This is a genomic window from Sulfurimonas paralvinellae, assembly GCF_014905135.1.
GTDB lineage: Bacteria > Campylobacterota > Campylobacteria > Campylobacterales > Sulfurimonadaceae > Sulfurimonas > Sulfurimonas paralvinellae.
The window spans coordinates 633,670-658,429 of the sequence record NZ_CP041406.1 but is presented as its reverse complement, the minus strand read 5'-3'; the positions used below and the strand labels follow the sequence as shown (position 1 = coordinate 658,429).

Sequence of the window (24,760 nt, the reverse complement as noted above, 5' to 3'; positions counted from 1 at the left end):
CTAAATTATGGATTTTTTCAAATATATACATGCCGTTGGAACCGGTCCAAAAGGGAATCGTGATCTTAGTTTCGAAGAAGCACAAGATATGATGACACAGATTTTAAACCAAAGTATCCCGACAGAACAGATAGCGGCCTTCTTACTCGGCTGGAGACTTAAACCGGAGACGACAGAAGAGTTTCAAGGTGCACTTGCCGCCTGTGATAAGAATATTACAAAATCAGAGGTGAAAAACTCCATTGAACTAGGTTATCCTTTTGACGGCAAAGCTAAAAATCCCTATATCTTTCCACTTGTTGCCAAAGCGCTCGAAAAACATAATCTTAATCTTGTACTTGTCGGTGATGAAAAACAGCCGGCAAAAGACGGTATTACTATCAAAGATATCATCACGCACATCAATCTCACACCAAACACTCACTACTTTGACAGAAAAGAGTTTTTTAACAAACTGCATAATCTTACTGATGTACGGAACAAACTTGGACTTCGAAGCAGCTTTAGCACCATAGAAAAGCTCTCCGGAGTCGCTAAAAGTGAATATGCCATAACCGGTGTTTTTCATAAACCTTTTGTAAAAAAATATGCCGAAATTTATACTGACAGGTACAAACATTTAGCCTTGATTCAAGGCAATGAAGGTACACCGGAACTTTTCAGCAAAGGACGCTTATGGATCGTTAACGGTGAAGATATAGAGGAGCATATTATAGACCCTGAATATTTCGATATCCATTACAAAAAATCGTGGGAAACTATAACACTCCAAGACTCACTTGACCAGTTAAACAATCCTTCGGAAGAATACCTGAAACTAGCACAATTAAATGCTGCTGTATATCTTTTTATAACACAGAAATATAACAGTATCGAAGAAGCTTTTGAAGCATTACACTAAACATAATGCTTATGGTTTTATGCATTTGGTGATATCTTTAAATTCCATGTTTGTACTAAAGAAATTGCATTTTAACAACTCATTTTCATCAAGAATAAACAGTGCCGGATATTGTGTAGTGTAGAGCATTTCTATGGGATAACTCCCTTTTTGCCCTTGCTGTCCTATCACAAAGACTGCATATTCATCAATACTCAAAGATAAATCTTTACTATGAATAATTTTTGCAAGTTCTTCATTGCACCCATTGCAGTTCTTTTTTGTCAAAAAAACAACCAAAGACTTTCCTTTTTTGAGCGCTTTTGTGTGTGCCATTTCATAAGAACTTTCTATTATAAACGCATCAGCATACAAAGCCAAAAGAATCAAAACAACTATGCCTTTAATCAAATTGCTTCTCCAGCTTTTGTATTGTAATAACGGGAGGATCCGTCAATTGCGGATATGCTGATTTTACTATATTGGTAACCCATTGCGGATAAATTCTAAAGTTTAGTTTTATCTCTACATGCAATGGATACTCTACATTTTCAGGTAGTGTGAATTTTTCTACAACTCTCTTACCTGCAGGTATTCTTGTGTCTTTAATCAGCTTTTCATATCTCCAAAAATACAGACCTACAGGATTCCCATCCTTATCGCCAAACATCTTGTTAAAAACAATAGAACCTTTTTCTATATCACCTTTTTTGTCCAATTTTCCGCTGCTAAAAACGATTTTTTTATTTTTATCCCTAACACTAACATCAAGCCAAAGTTCTCGAAAATCTGCTGCTCCTGTCGGCAGCTTGTGCCCTGCACCTACATTTTTCACGCCAATTTGCAATATGCCTTTAGTATCAATTTTTGCATCCAATTTTGCAGATGTTTTTAAAAGCTGAATTGATTGTGATTCATTCTCTTTATTTTTCAAACCTGCAAGGAAATAGTTCCCTCCTGCAAAATAGTGTACTTTTATATCTTTTTTCTTTTTACCACCAAGTGTTGAAGTTCCTTGCAGCGGAGTATATGTTCCATTATCTAAATATGTCATATGACAATCTATACAATCTTTATGTTTTTTTGGTTTTTTAGGATCATTATAAGGTGATTTTTCCCATTGTTCATACGTTGAAACAACCTTTTTCCCTGAATGTGGTAAGAATTCATTATGACACGATGCACAATACTTACTTTTTTTATACAAAGGTTTCATATACTCTTGTTTATGTGTTTTCGGATTTGCATTGATAAGCTTGTGGCTTATCCAGACTTTTGTATCACTATGAGAGTCTTCATATAAATATTTCTTTCTTTTTGTAAGATTCAGTGAATAGGAACTGTTCCCCATAGGTTTAGCATCCACTATGCGATGACATGCAATACAGGAGACACCATGCTCCAAGCGGTATGGATGTGCTTTATATTCATTTATAAGATTTTGCGACCCCTTTGTAAAGAGCGATTCCGGCATAATATTGTCTCTCATAAAGTGTGTTGTTTTTTCCTGATGCATACTCACAGCACTCGGATTATGACATCCCATACACCATTGTCGAAATTTTTCACCTCTATCCATTCCCGCTAAGTTCTCCAGTACCATATAATATGGATTTGAATCAGCAAGATGTCTGTGATTTGAATCAGCCCACTGTTGAAAAATTTTTGGATGGCACTCTTTACATGTAGTTGAATTCGTCCAATCAATATTATGATAACTCCTCGCCCCGTCAGCAAAAACAATATTAGTCAATTTCTTTGAACTTGAATAAGCATGGCTCGGTAAAAAAAGAACAACAGCCCAAGCCAATGTTGTAAATACTTTCGAAAAAAAGAATTTTCTAAGATGTAAAATTAGAAAAAACATCAAAATAAAAGAACCGTAAAGATGGACATTGTAAGATATAATGCCATAAACATCTCCTCCTCTATTACCGATTAAAAACAGGTATACCCCACTAACAAGCAGTAAAAAAAAGACAAAAGCAAAGAGAAGACCACTCTTGCTCTCATGCTTCATTTTTATCATACTCGCATAGATATGTTTATACAAAAAGGGAAGTACAAAAAAAACTGTAATGACAATGGAACCAAATATATGCAAAAACTCTATCACACGAAAATAAGACCATTCTATAGAAAAATAGTTTATAAGTAACAGACCGCTGATAAACATAAAAAGAATATCAAAGTTAACATACAAAATTTTCATTTCAGCTCCTTATACTCGACTACTTCACCATCAAGTGATTTCAAAAAAGCCACTATCTCATCTATTTGAGTCTCAGTCAATTCCATACTTAATTGATATTTCCCCATAATGTGAACGGCTTCTCGTAAATCAAATACCGATCCATTATGAAAATAAGGGGAAGTTTTTGTAACATTTCTTAAAATCGGTACACGAAAAAGCTGTTTGTTATCTTTACCAAGATAGCCGCCTTTATTTTCAAAAGGATATCTATGAGATGGTTTAAAGTTAAAATTAAATGCAGCAACATCTCTTCCAATATATTCTCTGCTAAACATTCCCGTAACATCAATAATATGATTATAATTTCGAGCAGGAAACTTTTGTATAGTTTGCCCTCCTACTGTTATACCGGTATGACACCCCTTGCATCCAAGCTGTATAAAATTTCTAAAACCTCTTTTTGCTTCTTCGCTCAGTGCTTGGTTATCTCCTTCTAAAAATCTGTCATAAGCACTTCTAGTCAGGAGTGTCTTTTGATAAATATCCAGTGCCTTTTGTACATTTTCAAATGTTACACCGTTTTTAAAAACTTTTGCAAACTCTTGTTTATAAAAAGTATTATTGTTTAATCTTTTCACTAGTTCTGCCGATGTGAGATTCATTTTGTATTTATCATGTATCATAGGTGCGATAGTATCTAATGAGGTTTTAGCTGAACCGTCCCACATTCTATACTTCGCCAAAGCAGAATTCAAAATTGTAGGCGTATTGAGATGATTTGGGGCAGTTCTTCCTTGCACACCTATAGCGGTTGATAGTCTGTCCGAACCGCTTTCATCTTTTATATGACAGACCATACAATCTGTTTTGCCTTGTGGATGAGTCATGTCATCTGAAAATTGATTTTGATTATGAGGATTTTCGCCAAGAAGATGACATGATGCACAACTGATAGTTTTATCACTTGAAAGAAGCTTATCAAAAAAAAGTTTTTTCCCAAGTGCAACTTTTGCTTTTGTAATAGGATTTTCTTTAGAATCAAGAAGTTTTAAAAATGTATCATACTCCTTTGGAATAGGACGCATTCCCCGACTTAAAGCAATTTCACGCAACTGTTCATCGTTATAACTCTTTTTTGGTTTTTTCGGTATTAAATAAGGGAGGACTTCTATCCAGGCAATAATTATAATTATTGCTAAAAAACTCAGTCGCAACATATCAACTTCTCCTTTATAAAAAAATATAACTAAATTCCAAAAGTCTCTTTTATTTTTACTTCAAATTCTTTATCATTTAACTCTTTTCGCATAGGTACAAATGTTTCAGCTTCAGCACCAACTGGTACAAAAATATCAGAATTTTCATCTTCAATAATATCTTTTACTGCATCAGCAATTGGTTGGGGAGATGGTCCTTCATTTATAGCTTTTGCAACAATTGGCACAAAATGAGCAACTAATTCTTTGTATGGTGAATTTTCATTTGTAGTTTGTACATTTGCTACTAAACCTTTTGCAACAAAATTTGTTCCAAATAATCCAGACTGAATGGAATGAACACGTACACAAAAGGGATTCATCTCAAATCTTAGTGAATCGACAATTCCTTCAACTGCATATTTAGAAGCATTATAATGAGTTAAAAGAGGCAAGCCCATTTTTCCCAAAAATGAAGAAATGTTTATTATTACACCTGACCTTTCTTTACGCATATGAGGAATGACCGCACGTGTTGTTTTTAAAAGTCCAAAAACATTGACATCAAATTGATGATACATCTCTTCATCCGTACCATCTTCAACAGTTGCCAATAAACCATAACCGGCATTGTTTACAAGTACATCTATTTTGCCTTCTTTTGTAATAATTGCTGCTACTGCATCATTAATACTCTCTGTATTTGTTACATCTATATAAATTTCTTTTAAATTATCTGTAGATGCAGAACTATTCTTATCTCTAGTTCCAGCATATACCATATAACCAGCTTTTGTCAAAGTTTCAGCTGTTAATTTACCCATTCCTGATGTTGCACCTGTAATTAAAACTACTTTTTTCATGATTAAGTTCTCCTTATTTAAACTGTATCAAGTATAGAAAGTTTTTTTTCTTCAGTCAAGGAGTTTTTAGCACAAAAAGAATTTTATTTTAGCACTCAAAGAATTATTTCTTAAGTAGCTCTTTTGGATAAACTCCGTAATACTCAAAAAATCGTTTTGAAAAGTTTCCCTGATGTTTGTAGCCAACTTCCTTTGCTACTTCACCTATAGTGCAAAGTTTATCCCGTAATAATAAATTTGCTTTTTCCAAACGAAGTTTCTGAATATAAGCATATATGGTAGTTTTATATGCTTTTTTAAAAATTTGTTTGAGTTTTGTTTCGTTTGTAGCACATAAATGTGCCAATTCTTTAATGTGAGGCGGTGTCATATAATTTTTAAGTAAAATATCCCTGGCTGACTTTGCTATATGTTTTTCATCAATATCTAAAGTATCATTTAACCTATCTATAAGTGAAAATCGATGAATCATAAACTCTAAAATACTATGCTCACACTTGATGCTCTTCATAAAATTATCTTCATTTTTGTAAAGAATTTTTTCTATAATATAAAGACTTAAAGCATCTATAGGCTGTACATCAACAAGCATACAGCTTACTTCATCCTGAATATTGGCATATAAAAAATCAATAACTTCGTTCTTATCTGAACTTAAATATCTTTTTAAAATAAAGTCCGCAATAAAAATAGCAAATATCTTTATTTTTGAATTAATCATAAAGGAAAAGTTTTGTCGAGAGGATTCAAAAATGCTAATAGTATTTTCTTTAAGGAGATAATTTGTTTCACTAATATTATCAAGAAGTGAAATATTTCCTTGATTGACTACAATAATAGCGACAAGTCTGTCTAAATTTTTTATGTCAAAGCTTTGATTTGCACCAAAAGAATTTAAAAAAATATCATAAAAGACAATGCCATTGGATATATCGACTCTTTTAACATACTCTTCTTGGTTTTCATACTCCATAGTAACCTTATAGGAAGCATCTGTAATATTAAAAAAAAAGCTTTCCATCATTTTATATTGTAGTAGTTTCTAACTCTACGCTCAAAATCTTCATCACTAAGTTCTTTACGCATAGGAATAAATTTTCTTGCTTTATCCCCTACGGTTACTCTGGCAACAAAATTGTCATCATCAATGATTTCTTTTATAAGGTGTGCGACTTCCAAAGGATTATTTCCGTTGTTAATTTGATCAAGGATAACAGGAGCTAGAGATGTGACAAGATGTCTATATGGAGAGTTTTCATCAAAAGTATGTAGGTTCGTAACAAGATTGGATTTGGCGAACTCTGTACTAAAAAAGCCTGGCATAATGGAATGAACGCGAATATCAAACTCTCTTAGTTCATACCGTAATGAATCTGTAATTCCTTCAACAGCATATTTACTGGAGTTATAAAGCGTTAGCAGAGGCAGTCCAATTCTTCCCAAAAATGAAGATATATTGATAATAATTCCACTTCTATTTTTTCGCATACTTGGGATAACCGCTTTACAGGTTCGGAGAGTACCAAAGACATTCACATTATACTCAGAGAGCATTTCTGCTTCACTAAAATCCTCAACAGTTGCAACCAGTCCATACCCTGCATTGTTTACAAGAATATCTATCTTTCCATATCGTTGTAATATATCTGCAATAACTCGATTTATACTCTCTTGAGAAGTAATATCAAGATCTATAGGAAAAATATTTTTTATGTTATTGTTATCAAATTTAGACACATCTCTTGTTCCAGCAAAGACAGTATAGCCAAGTTCCGCTAAGAATTCACAGCTCACTCGTCCCATTCCAGAACCAGATCCTGTTATAAGCACAATCTTATTTATGATAATTTTCCTTTAATACTTTTTAGAAGTGCCCTTTATTAAATCCCAAAAAACTTCTTCACCCAGTCTCTCTCTTTTTGTGTCTCTATAAATATCTTTGTAACCGTTTGATTATTGTCTCCCATAATGATTACATCATTTCCAACTATCTTAAGGTGCTTCTTACCCCATTGCTGGTCAAGATCATCCATTCTATAAAGGGCATCGGCCGCATTTGGTTTTTCTTTGTCACCTGTTTTTATGTTGACAATAGTAAGTCCGCCCATTCTTTTTTCAAACTTATAAGGTGAATAGAGCTTTATCTCTTTATATATTCTATCTTCTTTATGTGCCGGTGTCGCCTTTTGTATAGCTATAAAACCAAGTGCAAAAAATGCAAACAGCAATCCTAGAAAAAAACCTTTTTTTACGTTCATTACTTACTCCAACTTTGTATATAATTTTTTGCTTTTTCATCAAGCATTTTCATTCTTTCTTTACCTTTTGGCAGGCTCTCACGCAATCCTCGCATCTCTTTTAAAAATGATCCTATACTCTGTGGAATCAACTCCTGTAGATATCGTCTGAGATGCTTCGCCATTGCCGGTGAAGCTCCCGAAGTTGAGACTGCGATTGTAAGATCCTCTTTTTTTATATAAGATGGAAAGATAAAATCGCAATAATCGACCGAATCGACAGCATTGCATAGACATTTATACGCTTTTGACTCTTCAAAGATTGCAGCCTGCAAGCCAATATCATCAACTGCAACTATAACTATAGCGTATTGAGCAATATCACCCTCTTTATAAGCCCTTGTTTCATACTTTAAACCATATTTTTGTATCTTTTGTAACATCTCATCTGAAAATTCCTGTGCAATCAAGTCAATATCACTTGTAAAGTCTAAAAGATGATCCAATTTCTCATAAGCGATGTTACCACCGCCTACAATTAAGATTTTTTTATCATCAAGTTTTAAAAAAGCTGGAAAATAGCTCATTATTACCTTTCGTTTCAACTTATTGTAGTAAAATCATAGCATACTATTACAATTATTTATTGATAAACATCAATTTAAAATTATAGAAAGATAGATACAATCACCAAATAAAAAAAGATGAAAGAAATACAAACATGAAACAAGAGATATTATCAAGGATACAAAAGAAATTTCCGCTAGTACCCAAGCCTTTTGCTGCCATAGCTGATGAGCTTGGAATAAGTGAAGATGAAGTTTTGGAGATTCTGCAGGCAGAAAAAAAAGCCAACATCATTCGTCAGACCTCTGCGATCTTTGATACAAAAAGATTAGGTTACAAATCTTCACTTGTAGCTTTTAAAATTCCAAAAGAGAAGATCAGCAGTGCCGTTAAAATCATAAACGAGCATCCCGGAGTATCACATAATTATGAAAGAAACCATGATTTCAACATCTGGTTCACAATGGCAGTCGCACCCGATTCGAAAATGGGACTTGATAAAACCATAGAGATACTTGCAAAACTAACCGAAGCGGATGATTATATCATGCTTCCCACACTCAAGCTCTTTAAGATCAATGTCAAGCTCAATACAACAGGCAAAGATGAAAAAAAAGAAAAAGTAAAGAAGGTCGTTCATACAGATATTGAACTAACACCGCTGCACCATGATATCATCATGCGAGCACAGTATGACATCGATTTTGTCAGTGAGCCTTTTAAAAAAATAATCGATGAACTGGGTATTGACTATGAGACATTTTTCTCAGTTTTACAAGAGCTACAGGATGCCGGAGTCATGCGGCGTTTTGCTTCCATACTCAACCACAGAAAAGCAGGCTTCAATGCCAATGCAATGGTTGTCTGGGATGTCGATGAAGCAAACGGAGAAGCCATAGGAGAAAAAGCGGCAACCTTTTCAGCGGTATCACACTGTTACCTGCGTCCTAAATACCCAAACTGGCCATACAATCTCTTTACAATGGTTCATGGCAAAACAACAGAGGAGACAAACGGCATCATTGAAGAGATGGCAAAAGAGATAGACTCACGCTCGCATATGCCGCTTTACTCCTCACGCGAATTTAAAAAAGTTCGTATAGAATACTTTACACCAGCTTTTAAAGAATGGGAGGAGAAATACAATGGATAGATTTTTTGAACTGGAGATTCCATACATAGTCATAATGCTTTTTTTTCTGGCAGTCACTGCTTTTGTAACAACAAGAGATTTCATGCCAAAAGGAGCTTTCAAAAAAGGAATGATAGGCATCTTTGGTGTTTTTGCCATTATGATAGGTCTACACTACTATGTAACAAGCAAAAGAATGGACGGCGTTAAAGAGATATTTAACAATGGTGAGACTATTATTTGTGAGAATAAAATGAGAAGAACAATTTCGCAATCTGTGCTCATCTCTAAAAAACTGGGATGGAGACTTGAAGGAGACTACTTCAAAAATCCAGACTTCGAAAGAGATTTTCATACAGCACGCTGTGTTGATTATGCACCAATAGCTGCCAAAGCAAAAGAAGATACGCAAAAATGATACAGGCACTCAAAAGATATGGCATGGCTCTTGTTTTTTTACTCTTAGTCATCATCTTAATGCTGCTTGGCACACTTGGTGTCAAAGATTTTGGAGATAAAATGTTTCAAGATGCAAATATAACGATACAACCACAAGGAGAGAGGATAGATTTATGAGTCTTATGCTTTTAATTGGCATCGGCATTGCCGTTACTATTGTTTTTCACTTCATAGGTGTCTATACACATGCACAAAAACTTGTGTGGACTGCAATTATACTCATATGGGCGGGTGTAATCTCTGTAGCGACAAGTGAAGTAAAGCCAAAAGCCTATGATGAGATTAAAAAAATGCAGGGAACATATGCAGATACAGATAAGCTCATACAAGAAGCGATGCCAACAGTATCACTCTATGAGCTTATTAAAATAAAAAATAGTTACCTTCAGAACAAACATAAGCATAAACAATAATGTGTTTATGCTTTACGCACCTAGCGCTTTTTTAACATTATCATCCGCCATAGAGATATTCCATTCCGGCTCCCAAACAACCTCAATATCAACCTCTTTTACATCTGGCAATTTTTCAACGGCTTCTTTTACCCATTGAAGTATCATCTGATGCAGTGGACACGCTTTTGTAGAGAGTGTCATCGTGACCTTGACATTACCTTCATCATCACTGCTTGCATCATATATAAGTCCCATCTCAACAAGATTAAAACCGACTTCCGGATCTATTACAGTTGAGATCGCTTTAAAAATTTCTTCTTTTGTGTACATACCCATATTATTCTCCTGTTTATTTAAAATTTATCATATAGAGCATACTTCGAACAAAAGCAAGCGCACCAAACAGTAAGAATGATGCACCTCCATGTAATAAAGTCTCACTCTTTGTTAAAATAGCAAATGTTACCAACACTACACCTACAGTTGAAAACACAAACTGTGCCTGAGAACTTCTTTGGGGCACCATATCTACAAGCATCGGGATTTTTTGTTTTCCGACTAACGGAGAAAATCTTTCAAACCAAACCAAGAATGGAATTATTTTGTAGATATGCCCCGTAATCATAAATCCAAAAAATCCAAAAAAGAACACCCATGCAGATGCCAATAAGAACACCTCTTTATGCAGTGCAAAATATACTATAGCCAAAAAGAATGCTGCCAGCATTGCGGAATATGCGAACATCATAGATATGGCGTAAATATCATTCTCTTTTCTAGGTCGCGTTTTATAGATGATATAAATAATATAAAAATAAAACGGCAACGATAAAAATGATAAAAAATAGCCTAGATATTCTAAAAATTCTACATCAAACAGTGCAGATCCTATAACACTCGCAACACCCATACTCATCAATGTTATTGATATTCTAAGCGGTGTTAATGAAAAACTATGTGAAAGTGTAAACATTGGTACCAAAACAATGGAAAGTCCCATAATTGTAATACCTATATAACCGCCAATCACAGAGTAAACATGAGCTCGAAGCATTTGAGAAATATCCAAAGAGATTGTTCCTGCATACGAAAGTGCCATTAAGAGACCAAAAATAATTCCAAAAAATAAAAATGTATTTGATATTAAAACACTGCTCATTACCAAGTTAAGTTTTTTTACTTTTTTGATTGTTAAGAATATTTCACCAACAAATATCATCATACTGATAAGCACTACCATTCCGCCGTAAGGCAGTAAAGCAGGTGAATATAAAAATCCAAATACCATCAGCAGTGTGCCAATAAGAAGAAGCGTCCAAATAGCATAAAAGAGTTCTACACCAAAATGCCCTACTTCAAGCACAACAGGAACAAGTTGAGCCATAGCACCAAAAATAGTCATCATTACAAAGCCCAATAAGAACAGATGTGTAAAACTGATAACTACAGGTGATGTATATACTAAATCTTGTGCGTGAACTAGAAAAACGGCTAATGTTGCCAAAATATAAAAAAAGCCCCCAATGATAAAAAAAGGAGCAATGAGTTTAAAAGGAGGCGCAAAATCTTGCGATATTTTCATCATTGGCTATTATCTCAACCGCCACAGCTAGTTTGTGTCAAATCTGATTCACTTTGTGCATTGGAATTGTATGAAAACACAACTTTTACAAGCCCGTCAGGCAGATCTTCGACATCATAATGTACATCATCTTCAAGTTTTGCAAAAAGTCCTCCAGGCGCTTTATGGTTTATCATGACTAACGTATCATTTGTTCCTTTAATAAGCCCTAGTCCTGCCATCGCATTTACCATCGGGTGTGGGGGTCCTTCTTTAGAAGAATCGAAGTAGTATGTACTTTCTCCATCTTTTTGTAGTTTATAAAAATCAACTGTAGCACCTTCTACTGCAATCTTTTGTGCATCTTCAGGAATATACGTCATAAAAAATCCTTTATCTTAATAAATATATTTCGGATTGTAATTCAATAAGATAAAGCGCATGTTGACATATATCAATAATCAACTAAATTATTCAAAAAGTATTGATAAAGCCTCTTTATTTTCTATTTTATAAGAACTGCCCTCTTTCACAATGAAACCGAGTTTTGCAAATTTTTTAAAAATTCGAGAGAGTGTTTCAGGTGTCATATGTAAATACTGGGCAAGCTGATTGTGTTTCATTTCAAGTGCTTCTTCATTTTCACAGATATACTTTGCAACTCTTGCTGTCGAATCAAGAACGATATTGAGTGCAATAACACCTTCGAGATACTTTATCTTTTGCGTAAGTGATTTAAAAAATGCAAATGCAATCTCGGGATTACATAAAAAGTTCTCTTTAAATTTTACAAAATCGATTTCTATAACTTCTCCATCTGTCTCAAAAGCAGCTGAAGCCGGGTATGGCATCTCTTCAAAGACAGCCATCTCTGCGACCAGTGATTTTGGATTGAACCGATGCAGGACTATCTCATTATTCTTGGGATCTGTCTTGTAAACTTTTAAAATGCCCTCAGTGAGCAACGTTAAAAAACGTGCTTCATCTTTTTCATAAAACAGAATTTCACCTTTTGAAAACTTTCGCTTGCGTGAGATTGTTGCTAACTGTTCCAACTCTTCGGTAGAGAGATTTTCAAAAAAAGTAATATCTCGTAATTCATTAACACTCTGCATTATCTTATCTGACCTTTTCCATAAATTTTATACTTGTAGGTCGTCAATCCTTCTATACCCATTGGTCCTCTGGCATGCAGTTTGTTTGTAGATATCCCCACTTCTGCACCAAAACCAAATGCCCCGCCATCTGTAAAACGCGTAGATGCATTGACATAGAGCGCCGCTGCATCGATACCGTTTAAAAAGCTCTCAGCCGTCGTAATATTTTCTGTTATGATTGCTTCTGAATGACCTGAACCAAATCGTACAATATGCTCTATCGCACCCTCGACACCTTCGACTACTTTTATATTTAAGATATTTGCCAAATACTCTGTATCGAAATCTTCATCACTTGCGTGAGCCACTGTAATGATCTCTTGCGTGAGGCTGCAGCCTTTCAAGTCAGTATGTTCTTTATCGAATGCTTCTTTTAGTTTTGGCAATGCTTCTTTTGCGATTGCTTTATCGACCAAAAGTGTCTCCATTGCATTACATACACCGGGACGCTGTACTTTTGCATTGACAGCGATCTTTACAGCATCCTCCATCTTTGCATCTTTATCTATGTAAGTATGACACTGCCCTTTATCATGCTTAACAACACTGACTGTAGCATTTTGACTGACATATTTTATGAGTCCTTCCCCGCCACGAGGAATGATCAGATCTACATACTTATCCATCTTAATCAATTTTGCAACACCCTCACGTGAAGAATCTGGAATAAGAGAAATAAGCTCACGCGGAAGATTGTTCTTCTCTAACGTTGCCTGTAATACTTTCGCAATGGCGCGATTTGAATTTTCAGCCTCTTTCCCGCCTTTTAAAACACAAACATTCGAGCTTTTAAAACAGAGTGCTGCCGTATCACTTGTCACATTCGGACGAGATTCATATATAATCCCGATGACTCCGATGGGAATAGAGACTTTTTCTATTTTGAGAGCATCTTCGGTTACCCAGCCGTCAAGAACACGCCCGACAGGATCTTTAAGCCCTGCTATCTCTTCAATGGCAACCGCCATTGCATCAATACGTTTTTCATCTAAAAAGAGTCTGTCCATCAAAGCCGAAGAGAGTTGATTTTTCTCTCCATCAGCCATATCTTTGGCATTAGCTTCCATCAACTCCATTGTATTGGCACGCAACGCTGCGGCCATCTCTTTTAATATCCCATTTTTCTCTGCACCGCTGAGAGTATTCAGTACTCTGCTTGCTGCTTTTGCTTCTTGTAAAAACTTTTCCATATTTTTCTCTTCCAAAATGATTAAATTCAATAAATGGTATAATACTACCATAAAATATTTAGGACTTTTATGAAAACTATCACTTTTATCGGAAATGGCAATATGGCACTCAGTATTGCCAAAGGACTCAAAGATAACTACTATATTGAAGTTGTCGGAAGAAATCAGCAAAAACTTGATGCATTTGAAAAAGATTTGGATGTAAAAATTGACAAAAATCTTCTCAATGATTTTGATATAACAGACAAGATAATAATACTTTGTGTAAAGCCTGCCAATGTAGAAGAAGTAGGTAAACAGCTAAAAGGAACTGCTTCAGTACTCTACTCAGTCCTTGCAGGAACAACACTTCAAAAACTACAGACTAACCTCAATGCAAAATCCTATGTCCGAGCCATGCCAAATCTCGCAGCATCCGTTGGGGCATCCATGACAACACTTACAGGTGACGCTGCTTACAAAGATGAGGCCATAGAACTCTTTAACTCTATTGGCTCTACTCGTTGGCTGGCAAGTGAGAAAGAGATAGATATTGCAACGGCTCTTGCAGGGAGCGGTCCGGCTTATCTGGCTCTTATTGCGGAAGCCTTGGCAGATGGTGCCGTCAAACAGGGTCTTAAACGCGATGATGCCCTTGCTATTATGCGTGGACTGTTTGATGGTTTTGGAAAATTGATCCAAGATGTTCATCCAGCACTTTTAAAAGATGGTGTAATGAGTCCAGGCGGTACAACAGCTGCCGGTTATTCTGCTCTCGAAGATGGAAATGTTAGAAGTGCCTGTATAAGTGCACTTGAAAAAGCTTATAAAAGAGCAACTGAGTTATAAAACTCAGCTCTGCAATATTTTTCTTTTAGTAATACTCTTCCTCTGAATCATACTGAAGATATAGAATAAGAATCCAAATAAGCGAAACAATTGCTACTATCTCATACCCAATCAGCCAAATAATCAAAAAAGCATTTGTATTGAGCAGTTTGAAGTTTTCATAACTTCCGTGAGCTACAAAAAAGAAAAGAAAAATAGCTCCAGTAAGATAAGGGACACCTACGCCATATAAAACGTAAAAAGCGGCAGCCCACTCTTCTGGTATATACAGAAAATCTCTAAAGTTTACTTCTTGGGAAGCAAAACTCTGCTTCTTTTTTTTATGCTTGTCAGTCTTATGAGATTTTGCTTTTCTCTCATTCATAACAAGCTGATTATAGTAAAGCATATTCCGCTTTTCTGTTAACTCATCTTCTATTGTTTCATTCATTAAAGTATCCTATAGACTAATTCTACAATCAAATAAATTAACTATGCCTTAATGCGTTAAATAATATTACTATAGGAAAGAAGTGCATATCATTTATAAAAGATAAAAAGTTATAAAAACTTAAGTATCTCCTCTTCAATGGCTTCTTTTTCAATAACGGTTTTTTGCGCTATCTCTTTTGTGAAAAGTTCATTGATCATCGATGGAATTTGCAGTTTTGCCACCTTTGCAATTGATTGAAGAGCATCAATGTCTTTAGTGTCCACTTCACCCGTCAGAGCATTGGCAATAACCGGAGAAAATTTCGTCCACTCTGCTGTTGAATAGATGATGCTTTTAATATCATCTTTAGAACATGTTTCATATGATTTCATGCATGTCGCAGTATGTGGGTCCATAAGATAATCATACTGTTCAAAAGTCTCTTTGATGTATTTTTTACCCTCTTCACCCGTACAATAATCAGCATCAAAAAGCTCACGCAGACGTGCGAGTTCATCCTCACGCAGCTCATAAAAGTTCTTTTCTTCAAGGCTCAGCATCAACTCTTTTGTTCGTGCTTCTCCGAAAAGGTCAAACAGAACTCTCTCAACATTTGAAGATTTCAATATATCCATTGCCGGTGATGTTGTACTGACAACTTCACATCCACGCAGGTCATACTTTCCATCACGAATGAGGCGTGTCAGTACATTGTTTTCATTGGAAGATATGATTATTTTTTCAACAGGAAGTCCCATTTTCCAAGCGTAATAGCCACCAAGTGCATTTCCAAAGTTACCAGAAGGCACATTGAGGTAAACTTTCTCACCCATAGAAATGGCATTTTGACGAACAAGCTCCAGATAGGAGTGAATATGATAGATAATTTGGAAGATAATACGTCCAAAGTTCACAGAATTTGCAGCAGAGAGTTTCGTATCTTTTTCCTGCAGTGCTTTTTTGAATGTCTCACTCGCCAAAAGACGTTTGAGTGCACTCTGTGCATCATCAAAGACACCGTTAATACCGATAACTTTTAAATTGGCAGCATCTTCAGTAACCATTTGCAAGCGCTGAACATCACTTGTACCGCCATCAGGATACAAACAAGCCACTTTGACATTTGCACGGTTTTTAAATGTCTCCAAGGCTGCCGGACCTGTATCACCACTTGTTGCCGCTAAGATAAGATAGTTTTCATTCAATCTTTGCGCAATCGAAGAGAGCACGATTCCAAAAGGCTGCAGTGCCATATCTTTAAAAGCACGTGTAGGACCATGATAAAGTTCGCTTACATAAAGATTTTCTTTGACTTTTACAACAGGAACTGGATTGGAAGCATCATCAAACTTATCATACAAATTAAGCGCTTCGTCTATCACTGCAGAATCAATATCAATTGCAAAAGCGTCAAGCATATCTTTTGCAAGTGTTTTATAAGAAGAGTTGCGGTGCTTGTTTAAAAACGCTTCTCCCAAATTAGGAAGATTCTCCGGTACATACAGACCGCCAAATGAAGCAATTGGGCTTAGTATTGCTTCTGAAAATGTCACTTTCTCTGGTTTTGAATTATCAACACCACGTGTTTGAATAAAGTTCATGCTATTTCTCTTTATTTAAAAAATTTTCGCGATTATATCTAAAACTACCTAAATAATCGTATAGGATTTATATGGGCACTTTTTTGTGTCACTTCAAAAACAAGTTCATCTCTGACACGTCCTATGACAGCTCCGCGTTTGACTTTTTTACCTTTACGTATATTTGGTGCGATTTGTGAAAGATTTGCATAAATAGTATGAAGGCCGTTTTTATGCTCAACGATAACAATATTGTCTAAAACAGCCGTTTTGTCCGCATAGATAACTTTACCGTTAAAGACAGTTTTTACTTTAGAATTTAATTGTTTGGGTTTAAGTGAAATTGATTCGTTAAAAATTTTTATACCATAAATTGGATCCGTATAGGTTCCGTATTTTTTTGTAATAGTATATCTTGAAAGAGGTGCAATTGTTTTTGGTCCGTTGTATCGAATTGTTCTGACACTCTGATAGGAACTCCCGTGTTTTTTTACTTTTGGAAGATTTTCATTTAAAACAATTTTTTGTTTAGCAAAAGCTTTTTTACGAGCCTGTTCCTCTTTTGCTTTTTTAATCTCATCGACTTTTATCAGATTAAGCTGTGATAGTGTCTTTTTAAGTTCACTTTGACGTTTGAGAAGCTTTTTGAGCTCTCTTTTATAAGAGGATTTTGCAAGTTTCAATTTTTTGAGCGCTTTTTTGTTCTCAGCCTGTTTTTTTAAAAGTTCTTTTCGTTTACTGTCGATGGAAGCAATAGATTTTTCTATAGTGTCTGTTTTAGCATGAAGATTTTGAATGATTTTTGAATTTTGGATATAAAGATCACTGAGATGTTTTGCTTTTTGCTGTGACTCTTTGAGCATCGATTTCAACACTTCAAGTTCAATCAGTGACTTTTCATTTGCAGGATACTCTTCATTGAGTATTACAGAGAGAGAAACACTTTTTGCAATGACAAAGACCAACTCCTCTTCAAGTCTGTTTTGTCTTTTTTTGAGCCTGTTTTGTGCTTCTTTTAGACGTTGCAGCTCTTTTGTATTTATTTTATAACTGCTCTCTTTATTTAAAAGCTCCTCTTTTAATTTTTTTAGATACGCGTCTTGTTTGAGAAGTTCTCTTTTTTGGCGTAGTATCGCCTTGGCTGTTTTTGCCATTTTTTTATTTAAACTCGAGTAGTTCTTACTGTAAGAGTGCAGCCTGGAGCTTGTCTTTTTTATTTTTTTATCTATCTCACCCTGTGCATGCAAAGAAACAAAAAGAAGGGCAAAAATCAGAAGGAAACGATGCATCATACCTCTTCTTTATGTCCAAGAACGATGAAAGTCGCAAGCAACAAAGAAACTACAATGGAAACTCCGAGCATAATTAAAAAATCATACACTTTGTCAAATACGACAATATGAATGCCTATATTATTAAACTGTTCTGCAACCCACGGCATTGCACTAAGGTATGAAAAAATCACGAATGACAGTAGCGATGCAATGAGAGCATCGACTAATGCAAGTCGAAAAAGTACAGCCGAACGCAGCCATACAGGAGCACCAAAGAGCCCCATAATACTCATGCGTTCATTATGCTTGAACTGCCAAATACGAAGTTCTTTAAAGATAAGCAGTACCGTTACGACAAGAACAGTAAAGGCAAAGACACTAATGACAGTTTTAAAAAGCAGAAGCAGTTTATATGTTGTATCATGTGTTTTAGAGAATGTCTCCACCTTCTCTATGGACTGTGTTCGCAGCAGTGATTTTGTCAAATCTTCAAGTTCACTTGGTGAGGGGTAGTATTTTAGTTTGAGTTTATAGAATTTAGGCAGTGTTAGTTTTAACAACTCCATATTTTGTTTACTGATACCGCTGTTGAGTTTTTGAATGACACTGTCTGCAGAGAGTTCTGTTACACTTTGAACTAACTTGTTACCGTTTAAAAGGCTTGGAATATTAACTCTTTTTTGTGCCACGACAACTAAGGAGTAGTTTTGTGCCAGATTTTCTTTATAAGCATCGATAGCTCTATCTACAATCGTAAAGATCTGAAGAGAAAAGAGAATACTCAAAAGTGCGATAACTAAAGAGAGATGATTTTTAAATGACTTCACGTATATCTCCAAACTCTATATGATAATGCTTGTAATCCGTTTTCATTGTCTCTGGAATGTGGTGTGTTACAACTATGACAGTTGTCTTGAGCTGTTCATTTGCACCTTCAAGAAGATTCCATATAAGTTGTGATGAGTAATCATCGAGGTTACCTGTAGGCTCATCGGCAAGTATTAAGATAGGATTGTGTGCCAATGCTCTTGCCATAGCCACACGCTGCTGCTCTCCACCACTGAGTTCTTGAGGATATTTTCCTGCCTGATGACGAAGTTTCACATGTTTCAAAAGCGAATCAACCTGATTTTGTGTCACTGTTTTTTCATAACCGTTAATAATAAGCGGCAGCATGATGTTTTTTTCAATTGTCCACTCTTTTACAAGTTTGTAATCCTGAAAAACGATTCCAAGGTGCTTGCGTAAAAAGTTCAGCTTTGTCGAAGAAACACCGCGAAGTTCCACACCGCCGACAACCAAACTTCCTTCAATTGGTTTAAGTGCTCCGTAAAGTGATTTCAGCAATGTCGATTTTCCACTACCACTCGCTCCGGTAATAAAAACAAAACTGCCGGAGTCTATGGATAGATTGGCTTTATTTATAATCGTTTCATCATCAGAATATGCAAGAGAGAGATTCTCGGCAATGATCACTTTATCCATTTACAGCCTTTAACAAATGTTTATGCGCCTCAAGGTTGATAGGGGAACGAAGAGGCAATTGCGGATAGTATGATAGTCTATTATCCGTTATGATTAGATAAAGATGCTCCGGTCTGTCAAAACTCCCCATCGAAATCCTAAGCATAACACCATTTGTAAGTTTATAAACTCTTTCAAAATGGATAAAACCACCGTCAAAACGAATAGTCTTGTTATGCAGTGCCAACAGTTCATCTGCCGAACGAGGGCTAGAGCCTTCAAAAGAGAAATCACCCTCTATCACCAGTTCAGGAGAAATTTCATCGTTTACCATGATGACATCATAGATGTTTTTCTCCATCTTTTTCCATCTGTCTTCATACTTGGAGCTCACGGCGATGTCATGATTTTTCTTTATCTGCAGCGTTATTTTAGGAAATGCTATAAAAGTCTCATACGAATAGGCATAGTAGTTTTCACTGTCTGTTCGAAGTTCCAGAGTCCCTCCTTCTTTTAAAACACGGCGAGCCTCTTGAATAAAGCTTGTTGATATGACTCTTCTATGCGGTTTTTTATCCCACGGAACAGGAAAATGTACATAAATGGCACCCACAATATTTGAAGGAACGAGTTCCATAAAAAGACGTGCATCATAATCAAGAACCATTACATTGTCGAGCTTTTGAATTACAACCTGCTTGAGTACCTGTTCTATTGACGGTCGATGTATCTCTATACCTATAAACAAAATATCCGGATTATTTGCAGCCTGATGCAGTAAATGTCTTCCTGAACCAAAACCGACTTCTATCCTTACTTCTTTCTCACGGGGAAAATCATTTGCAAAATAGTCTATTTTTTTGAGTGCAGAAGCTGTCTGCAGATGCACGTTTTTCTGTGTTTGAGGAACATTGGAAGCAATAACTTCCAACCCTGCTGCTTTTGCATAGGCAAGTAAAGCACGGTGCACATTATAAATAGAAGCAGGACGTGTCAGTTTATCTGTTTTAAGAAGACTTCTACCCTCTTCTTCTTTAACAAGCAGAAAAAAATCCTCGCCTTCATACTCTGTAGCAATCAACTTTTCATCTTGATGGTTTGCATTATCAGCAATAAAATTAAAATGAACCTCATCCTGCACAGCAGGAAGTTCAATTGTCTTAAATTCTTTTATATGAAGATGCGGCATTAAAGTCCATTCAGGTCTAGTTCTTCAGCCGGTGCTACTGTACTTTCACTGCTGCTTGATTTTACGGGCTGTGCAACCTTTTGCTCAGTTGCCTTTGTTTTAGGTGCTGCAACAATCTCTTTTGATTCAGGTGTTTTGATCTGAACTTCTATACTAGGTTCTGAAACAATCGAGTTTTTATCCACACTGTAAACAGTATAAGTGTAAAGCGTATCAGCTTCGATATCGGAATCTATAAAAAGAGTCTTTTTTATACCTTTATACTCTTTTGTAACCTCATCGAACCAGCCTTTTTTAGATTTTTTCACAACAATGTACGATACTGTTCTTGGATCACTTTCTCCCCATTTCAGTTCGATTTTTGAACCAAGAAGTTTTGCCTCGACAATAGCAGGTGCTTTAGGTTTAACAAGTGTTCTTCCCATAACTGTAGTCTTTTCATGTTCACTTTCAAGCCCGTCTTTATCAACGACACTGACTTGATAGAAGTATACTTTTCCATCTTCATCGATTTTATCTGTAAATTTTGGATTGTATAACTTAGCTATGAGTTCATAAGAACCGTCAACATCATCGGATCTGTAAAGATAATAACGATCAAAGTCTTTTTGTTTCGATGGTGTCCAGTTTAGTTTTATCATTTTTGGAAGATTCTTGGTTGCTTCGATTTTAGCTACACTCTTCGGCAATGGTTTTGTCACTGCTTTTACAATCTGTGAAGGCGTAGAGATGATACCGTCATATGTTTTTACTCTTATTCTATACATATAAACATGGTTGTCTTCAAGTCCTGTATCAATATACTCGGCATTGAGTCTTCCACTTAGTTCATCAATCTGATGCCACTCTTTATCTTCAAATGTCTTTCTTTCGATAATATAAGATGCTACCCTCTCACTTACATGCGGTCGCCAGATTATCTTTGCTATTCGAGGCAGACCGCCAATAGAGTGAATCCATGAAACAGACTGTAGTACAGGCAGTGTATTGACAACAAATACTTTTGAGTTGACACCCTGCGCATTCTTTGCAAACACTCTGAATGCATAACTGTATTTTTTATCCGGGTCTACGTTTCTATCAACATAATGTGTCGAATAACGCGTATCTATCGTATCATAATACTCCAGTTCTTTCGTCTCTTTTTTATCTTCTGGAGATTTTTTATAGACATAAATCCCTGTCACACGCGGATCTGTAATACTTTTCCATTCAAAAGCTACTGTTTTCATATCAGTAATAATGCCATTTTTTGTCAATGTAACCGTAGGAAGTGTAGAATCTACAACAACTTCTTCCTTTGGTGTAGGTGTAATTTCAGCACAACCGCTAAAAAGCAGTAGTGAAGCTGTGAACAATGTAGTCAGTATCGAGAACTTCATTTAAAATCTCCGTATCAAATTTTTTATCTATTGCCTCTTTCATCACAGCATCAAAGTCTGCTTTAAAAGAGAGTTTTTTTTGTGTTCTTGGATGGTCAAAATATATTAAGTAAGCATGTAGCAAAATACGTTCCGATTTCTCTACTTTTGGGCTTAATCCATAGATGTGATCACCCAGTATATGACGGTTCATACTCTCAAGGTGAACACGAATCTGATGGGTTCTTCCAGTAAAGAGTTTACACGCAATAAGCTGCGTTTTTTCATCACTGTCCAAAGCCAAATGCTTAAATACTGTTTTTGCATACTTGCCATGCTCAAGTCCCCCTGCCATTTTGAGACGGTTATGAGCACTTCGTCCTATATTTGACTCTATAATTGTAACATCATCTTTTAAAGGAGGGGTAACAACTGCCAAATAATATCTACCCATACTCTTATCCTGCAGCTGTTTAGACAAAAATTCATGGGCTTCATTGTTTTTTGCTACGACCATAGCACCACTGGTCCCTTTATCTAAACGGTGAACGATTCCATGGCGTTCTTCTCCGCTGATTGTTGAAAGACGTATGCCTTTATGTTTGAGCCAATCGACCAAAGTCGGCTCTTTCACACTTGGTGCAGGATGCACCGTCACACCGCTTGGCTTGTTGATGACCAGTACATCTTCATCTTCATAAAGTATTTCTACGTCAAAAGTAACTTCTTGTGCTTCAGACTTTTTAATTTCCGGAAATTCTACACGAACATGTTGTCCGACTTTCAGTTTTATTCCCGGACGTGAGACCTTTTTATCGTCCACATAAACGGCTTCATTTTTAATAAGAGCAGCGATCTGTGAACGGGTTTTTCCGATTTTCCCTGTTAGGAACGTATCTAAGCGTTCGCTCTTTTCACAGATATATTCTTCTGTATTTAACATTTTGTTTACCCTTTATGATACAATCATGTAATTTTAATTTTGGAGTTACAGACTTGTGGAGATTTGATAAGAGTATTTTATCACAATTTGACTTTCTTTCTATCATACTTATCATTCCGCTTGTAATTATGTCTAATTGGCTTATAGGAGAAGCTGTTCCTGCCTTGGCAGAAAAGCAGATAGCCTATGTCGGTGTAGCCTTTTTAGCTTTTTTGGCCATTTTTGTTTTGCCTATACGACGTATGAGCTGGCTCATTCCCTTTATCTACTGGGGAAATATTTTACTCCTTTTGGCCGTTGAATTTTTTGGTCACTCCAGACTCGGTGCACAAAGATGGATAGAGATACCTTTCATAAATGCCACCATTCAACCCTCGGAGTTTGTCAAGCCGGCACTCATTTTGATGCTTGCTTACCTCATCAACAAAAATCCCCCGCCTATGGGCGGCTACCGAATCAAAGACTTTTTAAAGATAAGTCTCTATATCCTTCTGCCTTTTATTCTCATTGCAAAGGAACCGGATTTGGGTACGGCTCTTGTCCTTTTACTGATTGGATATGGTGTTTTGTTTTTCGTCGGCATTTACTGGAAGATTGTTGCAACCATTCTTGCTGCTATTTTACTGATCTCTCCACTAGCATACAAATACGGACTTCATGATTATCAAAAAACCCGTATAACGGATTTTTTGGGAGCAAAACCCTCTTATCACGTACAGCAGTCTATCATTGCTATCGGTTCGGGAGGCTGGACAGGGAAAGACAAAGAAAACGCCACACAGACGCAGATGAAGTTTCTTCCAATTGCCACCAGTGACTTTATCTTCGCCTTTGTCGTTGAAAGGACAGGATTCTTAGGAGCTTTGGGACTTATTTTTATCTATATACTGCTTATTTTACATCTGCTCAGTCTGGCAATTTTCAACAAAGATTACTACATAAAAGTAGTAACGGTGGCGATATCATTTATGATTTTCATATATATGGGAGTCAATATTTCAATGACGATAGGCTATGCACCGGTTGTCGGAGTACCACTTCCAATGTTTTCCTATGGAGGAAGCAGCTTTTTAAATTTTATAATTCTATTTGCAATTATGGAGAATCTGATAACGTTTCGATATAAAGATTTATATGATAAAAGTGGAACGAAGAGTTTCTTGTAAAGAGTGGCGCGGTGGACGAGACTCGAACTCGCGACCCCCTGCGTGACAGGCAGGTATTCTAACCAACTGAACTACCACCGCACTCTAAAATAATGTTTTTTAATTAGTTGTGCTTAAGATTAAAGTGAAGCGTACTTGAAGTACGTGAGCTTTAAGCTTCAGTGCAAATAATCAAAAATGGTGGGCACTACTGGACTCGAACCAGTGACATCTACCTTGTAAGGGTAGCGCTCTACCAACTGAGCTAAGCGCCCATCTAAAAATGGGAAAAATAAACACCGTAAATGGCGACCCCTAAAGGATTTGAACCTCTGTTACTACCATGAAGTGATAGTGTCCTTGGCCACTAGACGAAAGGGTCACTTTCATTAACAAAGGGTTAATTAAATGGTGGGCACTACTGGACTCGAACCAGTGACATCTACCTTGTAAGGGTAGCGCTCTACCAACTGAGCTAAGCGCCCATCTAAACTAAAAGTGGCGCGGTGGACGAGACTCGAACTCGCGACCCCCTGCGTGACAGGCAGGTATTCTAACCAACTGAACTACCACCGCATATTTAGTTTAAAAATGGTGTCCTGTGATGGATTCGAACCATCGGCCACATCATTAAAAGTGACGTGCTCTACCAGCTGAGCTAACAAGACAAATACTCTTTATGTTAAGAGGTCGAAATTATAGACAAATCATTTTTATATGTCAAGAAAAATCT

28 protein-coding genes and 6 tRNA genes are annotated in these 24,760 nt (G+C 36.2%); 7 read left to right on the top strand and 27 right to left on the bottom strand.

The features are described 5' to 3' along the window. Positions 1–7 precede the first annotated feature (7 nt). Positions 8–901, top strand: coding sequence for a glycosyl transferase (locus FM071_RS03515; RefSeq protein WP_193111634.1), 894 nt, complete (start codon positions 8–10; stop codon positions 899–901). A 9-nt stretch (positions 902–910) separates the two neighbouring features. On the opposite strand, the gene FM071_RS03510 is transcribed toward FM071_RS03515, so the two are convergent. The 8 genes from FM071_RS03510 to FM071_RS03475 all read right to left on the bottom strand — a co-directional run bounded on the left by FM071_RS03510 (position 911) and on the right by FM071_RS03475 (position 7,957). Further along, positions 911–1,291: a hypothetical protein gene (locus FM071_RS03510; RefSeq protein WP_193111633.1), complete on the bottom strand. Its 381-nt coding sequence runs from the start codon at positions 1,289–1,291 to the stop codon at positions 911–913. Next, positions 1,284–3,092 carry a multiheme c-type cytochrome gene (locus FM071_RS03505; protein WP_193111632.1) on the bottom strand — a complete coding sequence of 603 codons (1,809 nt, stop codon included), beginning with the start codon at positions 3,090–3,092 and terminating at the stop codon, positions 1,284–1,286. Before FM071_RS03505 ends, FM071_RS03510 begins: the two co-directional genes overlap by 8 nt. After that, the gene (locus FM071_RS03500; RefSeq protein ID WP_193111631.1) at positions 3,089–4,291 is read right to left on the bottom strand and encodes a cytochrome-c peroxidase; all 1,203 of its coding nucleotides are present in this window, start codon (positions 4,289–4,291) and stop codon (positions 3,089–3,091) included. Before FM071_RS03500 ends, FM071_RS03505 begins: the two co-directional genes overlap by 4 nt. Positions 4,292–4,320: 29 nt before the next feature. Then, a complete protein-coding gene (locus tag FM071_RS03495) occupies positions 4,321–5,133 on the bottom strand; it encodes an SDR family oxidoreductase (protein ID WP_193111630.1) in 813 nt (270 codons plus the stop codon). Positions 5,134–5,236: 103 nt separating this feature from the next. Next, positions 5,237–6,157 carry a helix-turn-helix transcriptional regulator gene (locus tag FM071_RS03490; protein WP_226960575.1) on the bottom strand — a complete coding sequence of 307 codons (921 nt, stop codon included), beginning with the start codon at positions 6,155–6,157 and terminating at the stop codon, positions 5,237–5,239. Further along, the gene (locus tag FM071_RS03485; protein WP_264299368.1) at positions 6,154–6,963 is read right to left on the bottom strand and encodes an SDR family oxidoreductase; all 810 of its coding nucleotides are present in this window, start codon (positions 6,961–6,963) and stop codon (positions 6,154–6,156) included. The genes FM071_RS03490 and FM071_RS03485 overlap by 4 nt, the downstream gene beginning before the upstream one ends. 50 nt (positions 6,964–7,013) lie before the next feature. Continuing rightward, positions 7,014–7,391 (bottom strand): hypothetical protein, encoded by a 378-nt coding sequence (locus tag FM071_RS03480; protein WP_193111629.1) that lies wholly within the window; start codon positions 7,389–7,391, stop codon positions 7,014–7,016. Next, positions 7,391–7,957, bottom strand: coding sequence for a precorrin-2 dehydrogenase/sirohydrochlorin ferrochelatase family protein (locus FM071_RS03475; protein WP_193111628.1), 567 nt, complete (start codon positions 7,955–7,957; stop codon positions 7,391–7,393). The genes FM071_RS03480 and FM071_RS03475 overlap by 1 nt, the downstream gene beginning before the upstream one ends. Before the next feature lie 134 nt (positions 7,958–8,091). Here FM071_RS03475 and ahbA point away from each other — a divergent pair, with 134 nt between their 5' ends. Genes ahbA through FM071_RS03455 form a run of 4 tightly spaced genes read left to right on the top strand, consistent with a single transcriptional unit; the run spans position 8,092 to position 9,941 of the window. Then, positions 8,092–9,090: a siroheme decarboxylase subunit alpha gene (ahbA, locus tag FM071_RS03470; RefSeq protein ID WP_193111627.1), complete on the top strand. Its 999-nt coding sequence runs from the start codon at positions 8,092–8,094 to the stop codon at positions 9,088–9,090. Beyond that, a complete protein-coding gene (locus tag FM071_RS03465; RefSeq protein WP_193111626.1) occupies positions 9,083–9,487 on the top strand; it encodes a hypothetical protein in 405 nt (134 codons plus the stop codon). The genes ahbA and FM071_RS03465 overlap by 8 nt, the downstream gene beginning before the upstream one ends. Further along, positions 9,484–9,645 carry a hypothetical protein gene (locus tag FM071_RS03460; protein WP_193111625.1) on the top strand — a complete coding sequence of 54 codons (162 nt, stop codon included), beginning with the start codon at positions 9,484–9,486 and terminating at the stop codon, positions 9,643–9,645. Before FM071_RS03465 ends, FM071_RS03460 begins: the two co-directional genes overlap by 4 nt. Then, a complete protein-coding gene (locus FM071_RS03455; RefSeq protein ID WP_193111624.1) occupies positions 9,642–9,941 on the top strand; it encodes a hypothetical protein in 300 nt (99 codons plus the stop codon). Before FM071_RS03460 ends, FM071_RS03455 begins: the two co-directional genes overlap by 4 nt. Before the next feature lie 12 nt (positions 9,942–9,953). Here FM071_RS03455 and FM071_RS03450 read toward each other — a convergent pair whose 3' ends face one another. From FM071_RS03450 to FM071_RS03430, 5 genes are all read right to left on the bottom strand, one after another. After that, positions 9,954–10,253: a metal-sulfur cluster assembly factor gene (locus FM071_RS03450; RefSeq protein ID WP_430738969.1), complete on the bottom strand. Its 300-nt coding sequence runs from the start codon at positions 10,251–10,253 to the stop codon at positions 9,954–9,956. Positions 10,254–10,272: 19 nt separating this feature from the next. Next, positions 10,273–11,508 carry a hypothetical protein gene (locus FM071_RS03445; RefSeq protein ID WP_193111622.1) on the bottom strand — a complete coding sequence of 412 codons (1,236 nt, stop codon included), beginning with the start codon at positions 11,506–11,508 and terminating at the stop codon, positions 10,273–10,275. Between the two features lie 11 nt (positions 11,509–11,519). After that, positions 11,520–11,867 (bottom strand): hypothetical protein, encoded by a 348-nt coding sequence (locus FM071_RS03440; protein WP_193111621.1) that lies wholly within the window; start codon positions 11,865–11,867, stop codon positions 11,520–11,522. Between the two features lie 87 nt (positions 11,868–11,954). Then, complete coding sequence (locus tag FM071_RS03435; RefSeq protein WP_193111620.1) at positions 11,955–12,599, bottom strand: Crp/Fnr family transcriptional regulator; 645 nt, start codon at positions 12,597–12,599, stop codon at positions 11,955–11,957. After that, entirely contained in the window at positions 12,599–13,831 is a 1,233-nt protein-coding gene (locus FM071_RS03430; RefSeq protein WP_193111619.1) for a glutamate-5-semialdehyde dehydrogenase, read from the bottom strand. Before FM071_RS03430 ends, FM071_RS03435 begins: the two co-directional genes overlap by 1 nt. 69 nt (positions 13,832–13,900) lie before the next feature. On the opposite strand from FM071_RS03430, the gene FM071_RS03425 reads away from it, so the two are divergent. Beyond that, positions 13,901–14,659 carry a pyrroline-5-carboxylate reductase gene (locus tag FM071_RS03425; RefSeq protein WP_193111618.1) on the top strand — a complete coding sequence of 253 codons (759 nt, stop codon included), beginning with the start codon at positions 13,901–13,903 and terminating at the stop codon, positions 14,657–14,659. Positions 14,660–14,684: 25 nt separating this feature from the next. Here FM071_RS03425 and FM071_RS03420 read toward each other — a convergent pair whose 3' ends face one another. The 8 genes from FM071_RS03420 to FM071_RS03385 form a co-directional block, all read right to left on the bottom strand. Then, positions 14,685–15,089: a hypothetical protein gene (locus FM071_RS03420; RefSeq protein WP_226960574.1), complete on the bottom strand. Its 405-nt coding sequence runs from the start codon at positions 15,087–15,089 to the stop codon at positions 14,685–14,687. 110 nt (positions 15,090–15,199) lie between these two features. Next, positions 15,200–16,672, bottom strand: coding sequence for a threonine synthase (gene thrC / locus FM071_RS03415; protein WP_193111617.1), 1,473 nt, complete (start codon positions 16,670–16,672; stop codon positions 15,200–15,202). A gap of 44 nt (positions 16,673–16,716) precedes the next feature. Continuing rightward, complete coding sequence (locus FM071_RS03410) at positions 16,717–17,943, bottom strand: murein hydrolase activator EnvC family protein (protein ID WP_226960573.1); 1,227 nt, start codon at positions 17,941–17,943, stop codon at positions 16,717–16,719. Further along, a complete protein-coding gene (locus FM071_RS03405; RefSeq protein ID WP_193111616.1) occupies positions 17,940–18,752 on the bottom strand; it encodes an ABC transporter permease in 813 nt (270 codons plus the stop codon). The genes FM071_RS03410 and FM071_RS03405 overlap by 4 nt, the downstream gene beginning before the upstream one ends. Beyond that, a complete protein-coding gene (locus tag FM071_RS03400; protein WP_193111615.1) occupies positions 18,739–19,410 on the bottom strand; it encodes a cell division ATP-binding protein FtsE in 672 nt (223 codons plus the stop codon). The genes FM071_RS03405 and FM071_RS03400 overlap by 14 nt, the downstream gene beginning before the upstream one ends. Further along, positions 19,403–20,578, bottom strand: coding sequence for a tRNA (guanosine(46)-N7)-methyltransferase TrmB (trmB, locus tag FM071_RS03395; RefSeq protein WP_193111614.1), 1,176 nt, complete (start codon positions 20,576–20,578; stop codon positions 19,403–19,405). The genes FM071_RS03400 and trmB overlap by 8 nt, the downstream gene beginning before the upstream one ends. Further along, a complete protein-coding gene (locus FM071_RS03390; protein WP_193111613.1) occupies positions 20,578–21,960 on the bottom strand; it encodes a fibronectin type III domain-containing protein in 1,383 nt (460 codons plus the stop codon). Before FM071_RS03390 ends, trmB begins: the two co-directional genes overlap by 1 nt. Beyond that, positions 21,908–22,882, bottom strand: a complete 975-nt coding sequence (locus tag FM071_RS03385; protein ID WP_193111612.1) for an RluA family pseudouridine synthase — start codon at positions 22,880–22,882, stop codon at positions 21,908–21,910. Before FM071_RS03385 ends, FM071_RS03390 begins: the two co-directional genes overlap by 53 nt. A gap of 53 nt (positions 22,883–22,935) precedes the next feature. On the opposite strand from FM071_RS03385, the gene FM071_RS03380 reads away from it, so the two are divergent. Next, a complete protein-coding gene (locus tag FM071_RS03380; protein ID WP_193112015.1) occupies positions 22,936–24,048 on the top strand; it encodes an FtsW/RodA/SpoVE family cell cycle protein in 1,113 nt (370 codons plus the stop codon). A 4-nt stretch (positions 24,049–24,052) separates the two neighbouring features. On the opposite strand, the gene FM071_RS03375 is transcribed toward FM071_RS03380, so the two are convergent. From FM071_RS03375 to FM071_RS03350, 6 genes are all read right to left on the bottom strand, one after another. Then, positions 24,053–24,129: transfer RNA gene (locus FM071_RS03375), tRNA-Asp, on the bottom strand. A gap of 97 nt (positions 24,130–24,226) precedes the next feature. Further along, positions 24,227–24,302: transfer RNA gene (locus tag FM071_RS03370), tRNA-Val, on the bottom strand. A gap of 31 nt (positions 24,303–24,333) precedes the next feature. Further along, positions 24,334–24,409 (bottom strand) — tRNA-Glu (locus tag FM071_RS03365). Between the two features lie 27 nt (positions 24,410–24,436). Then, a tRNA-Val gene (locus FM071_RS03360) sits at positions 24,437–24,512 on the bottom strand. Positions 24,513–24,526: 14 nt separating this feature from the next. Further along, a tRNA-Asp gene (locus FM071_RS03355) sits at positions 24,527–24,603 on the bottom strand. Positions 24,604–24,619: 16 nt separating this feature from the next. After that, positions 24,620–24,695 (bottom strand) — tRNA-Lys (locus FM071_RS03350). Positions 24,696–24,760 lie beyond the last annotated feature (65 nt).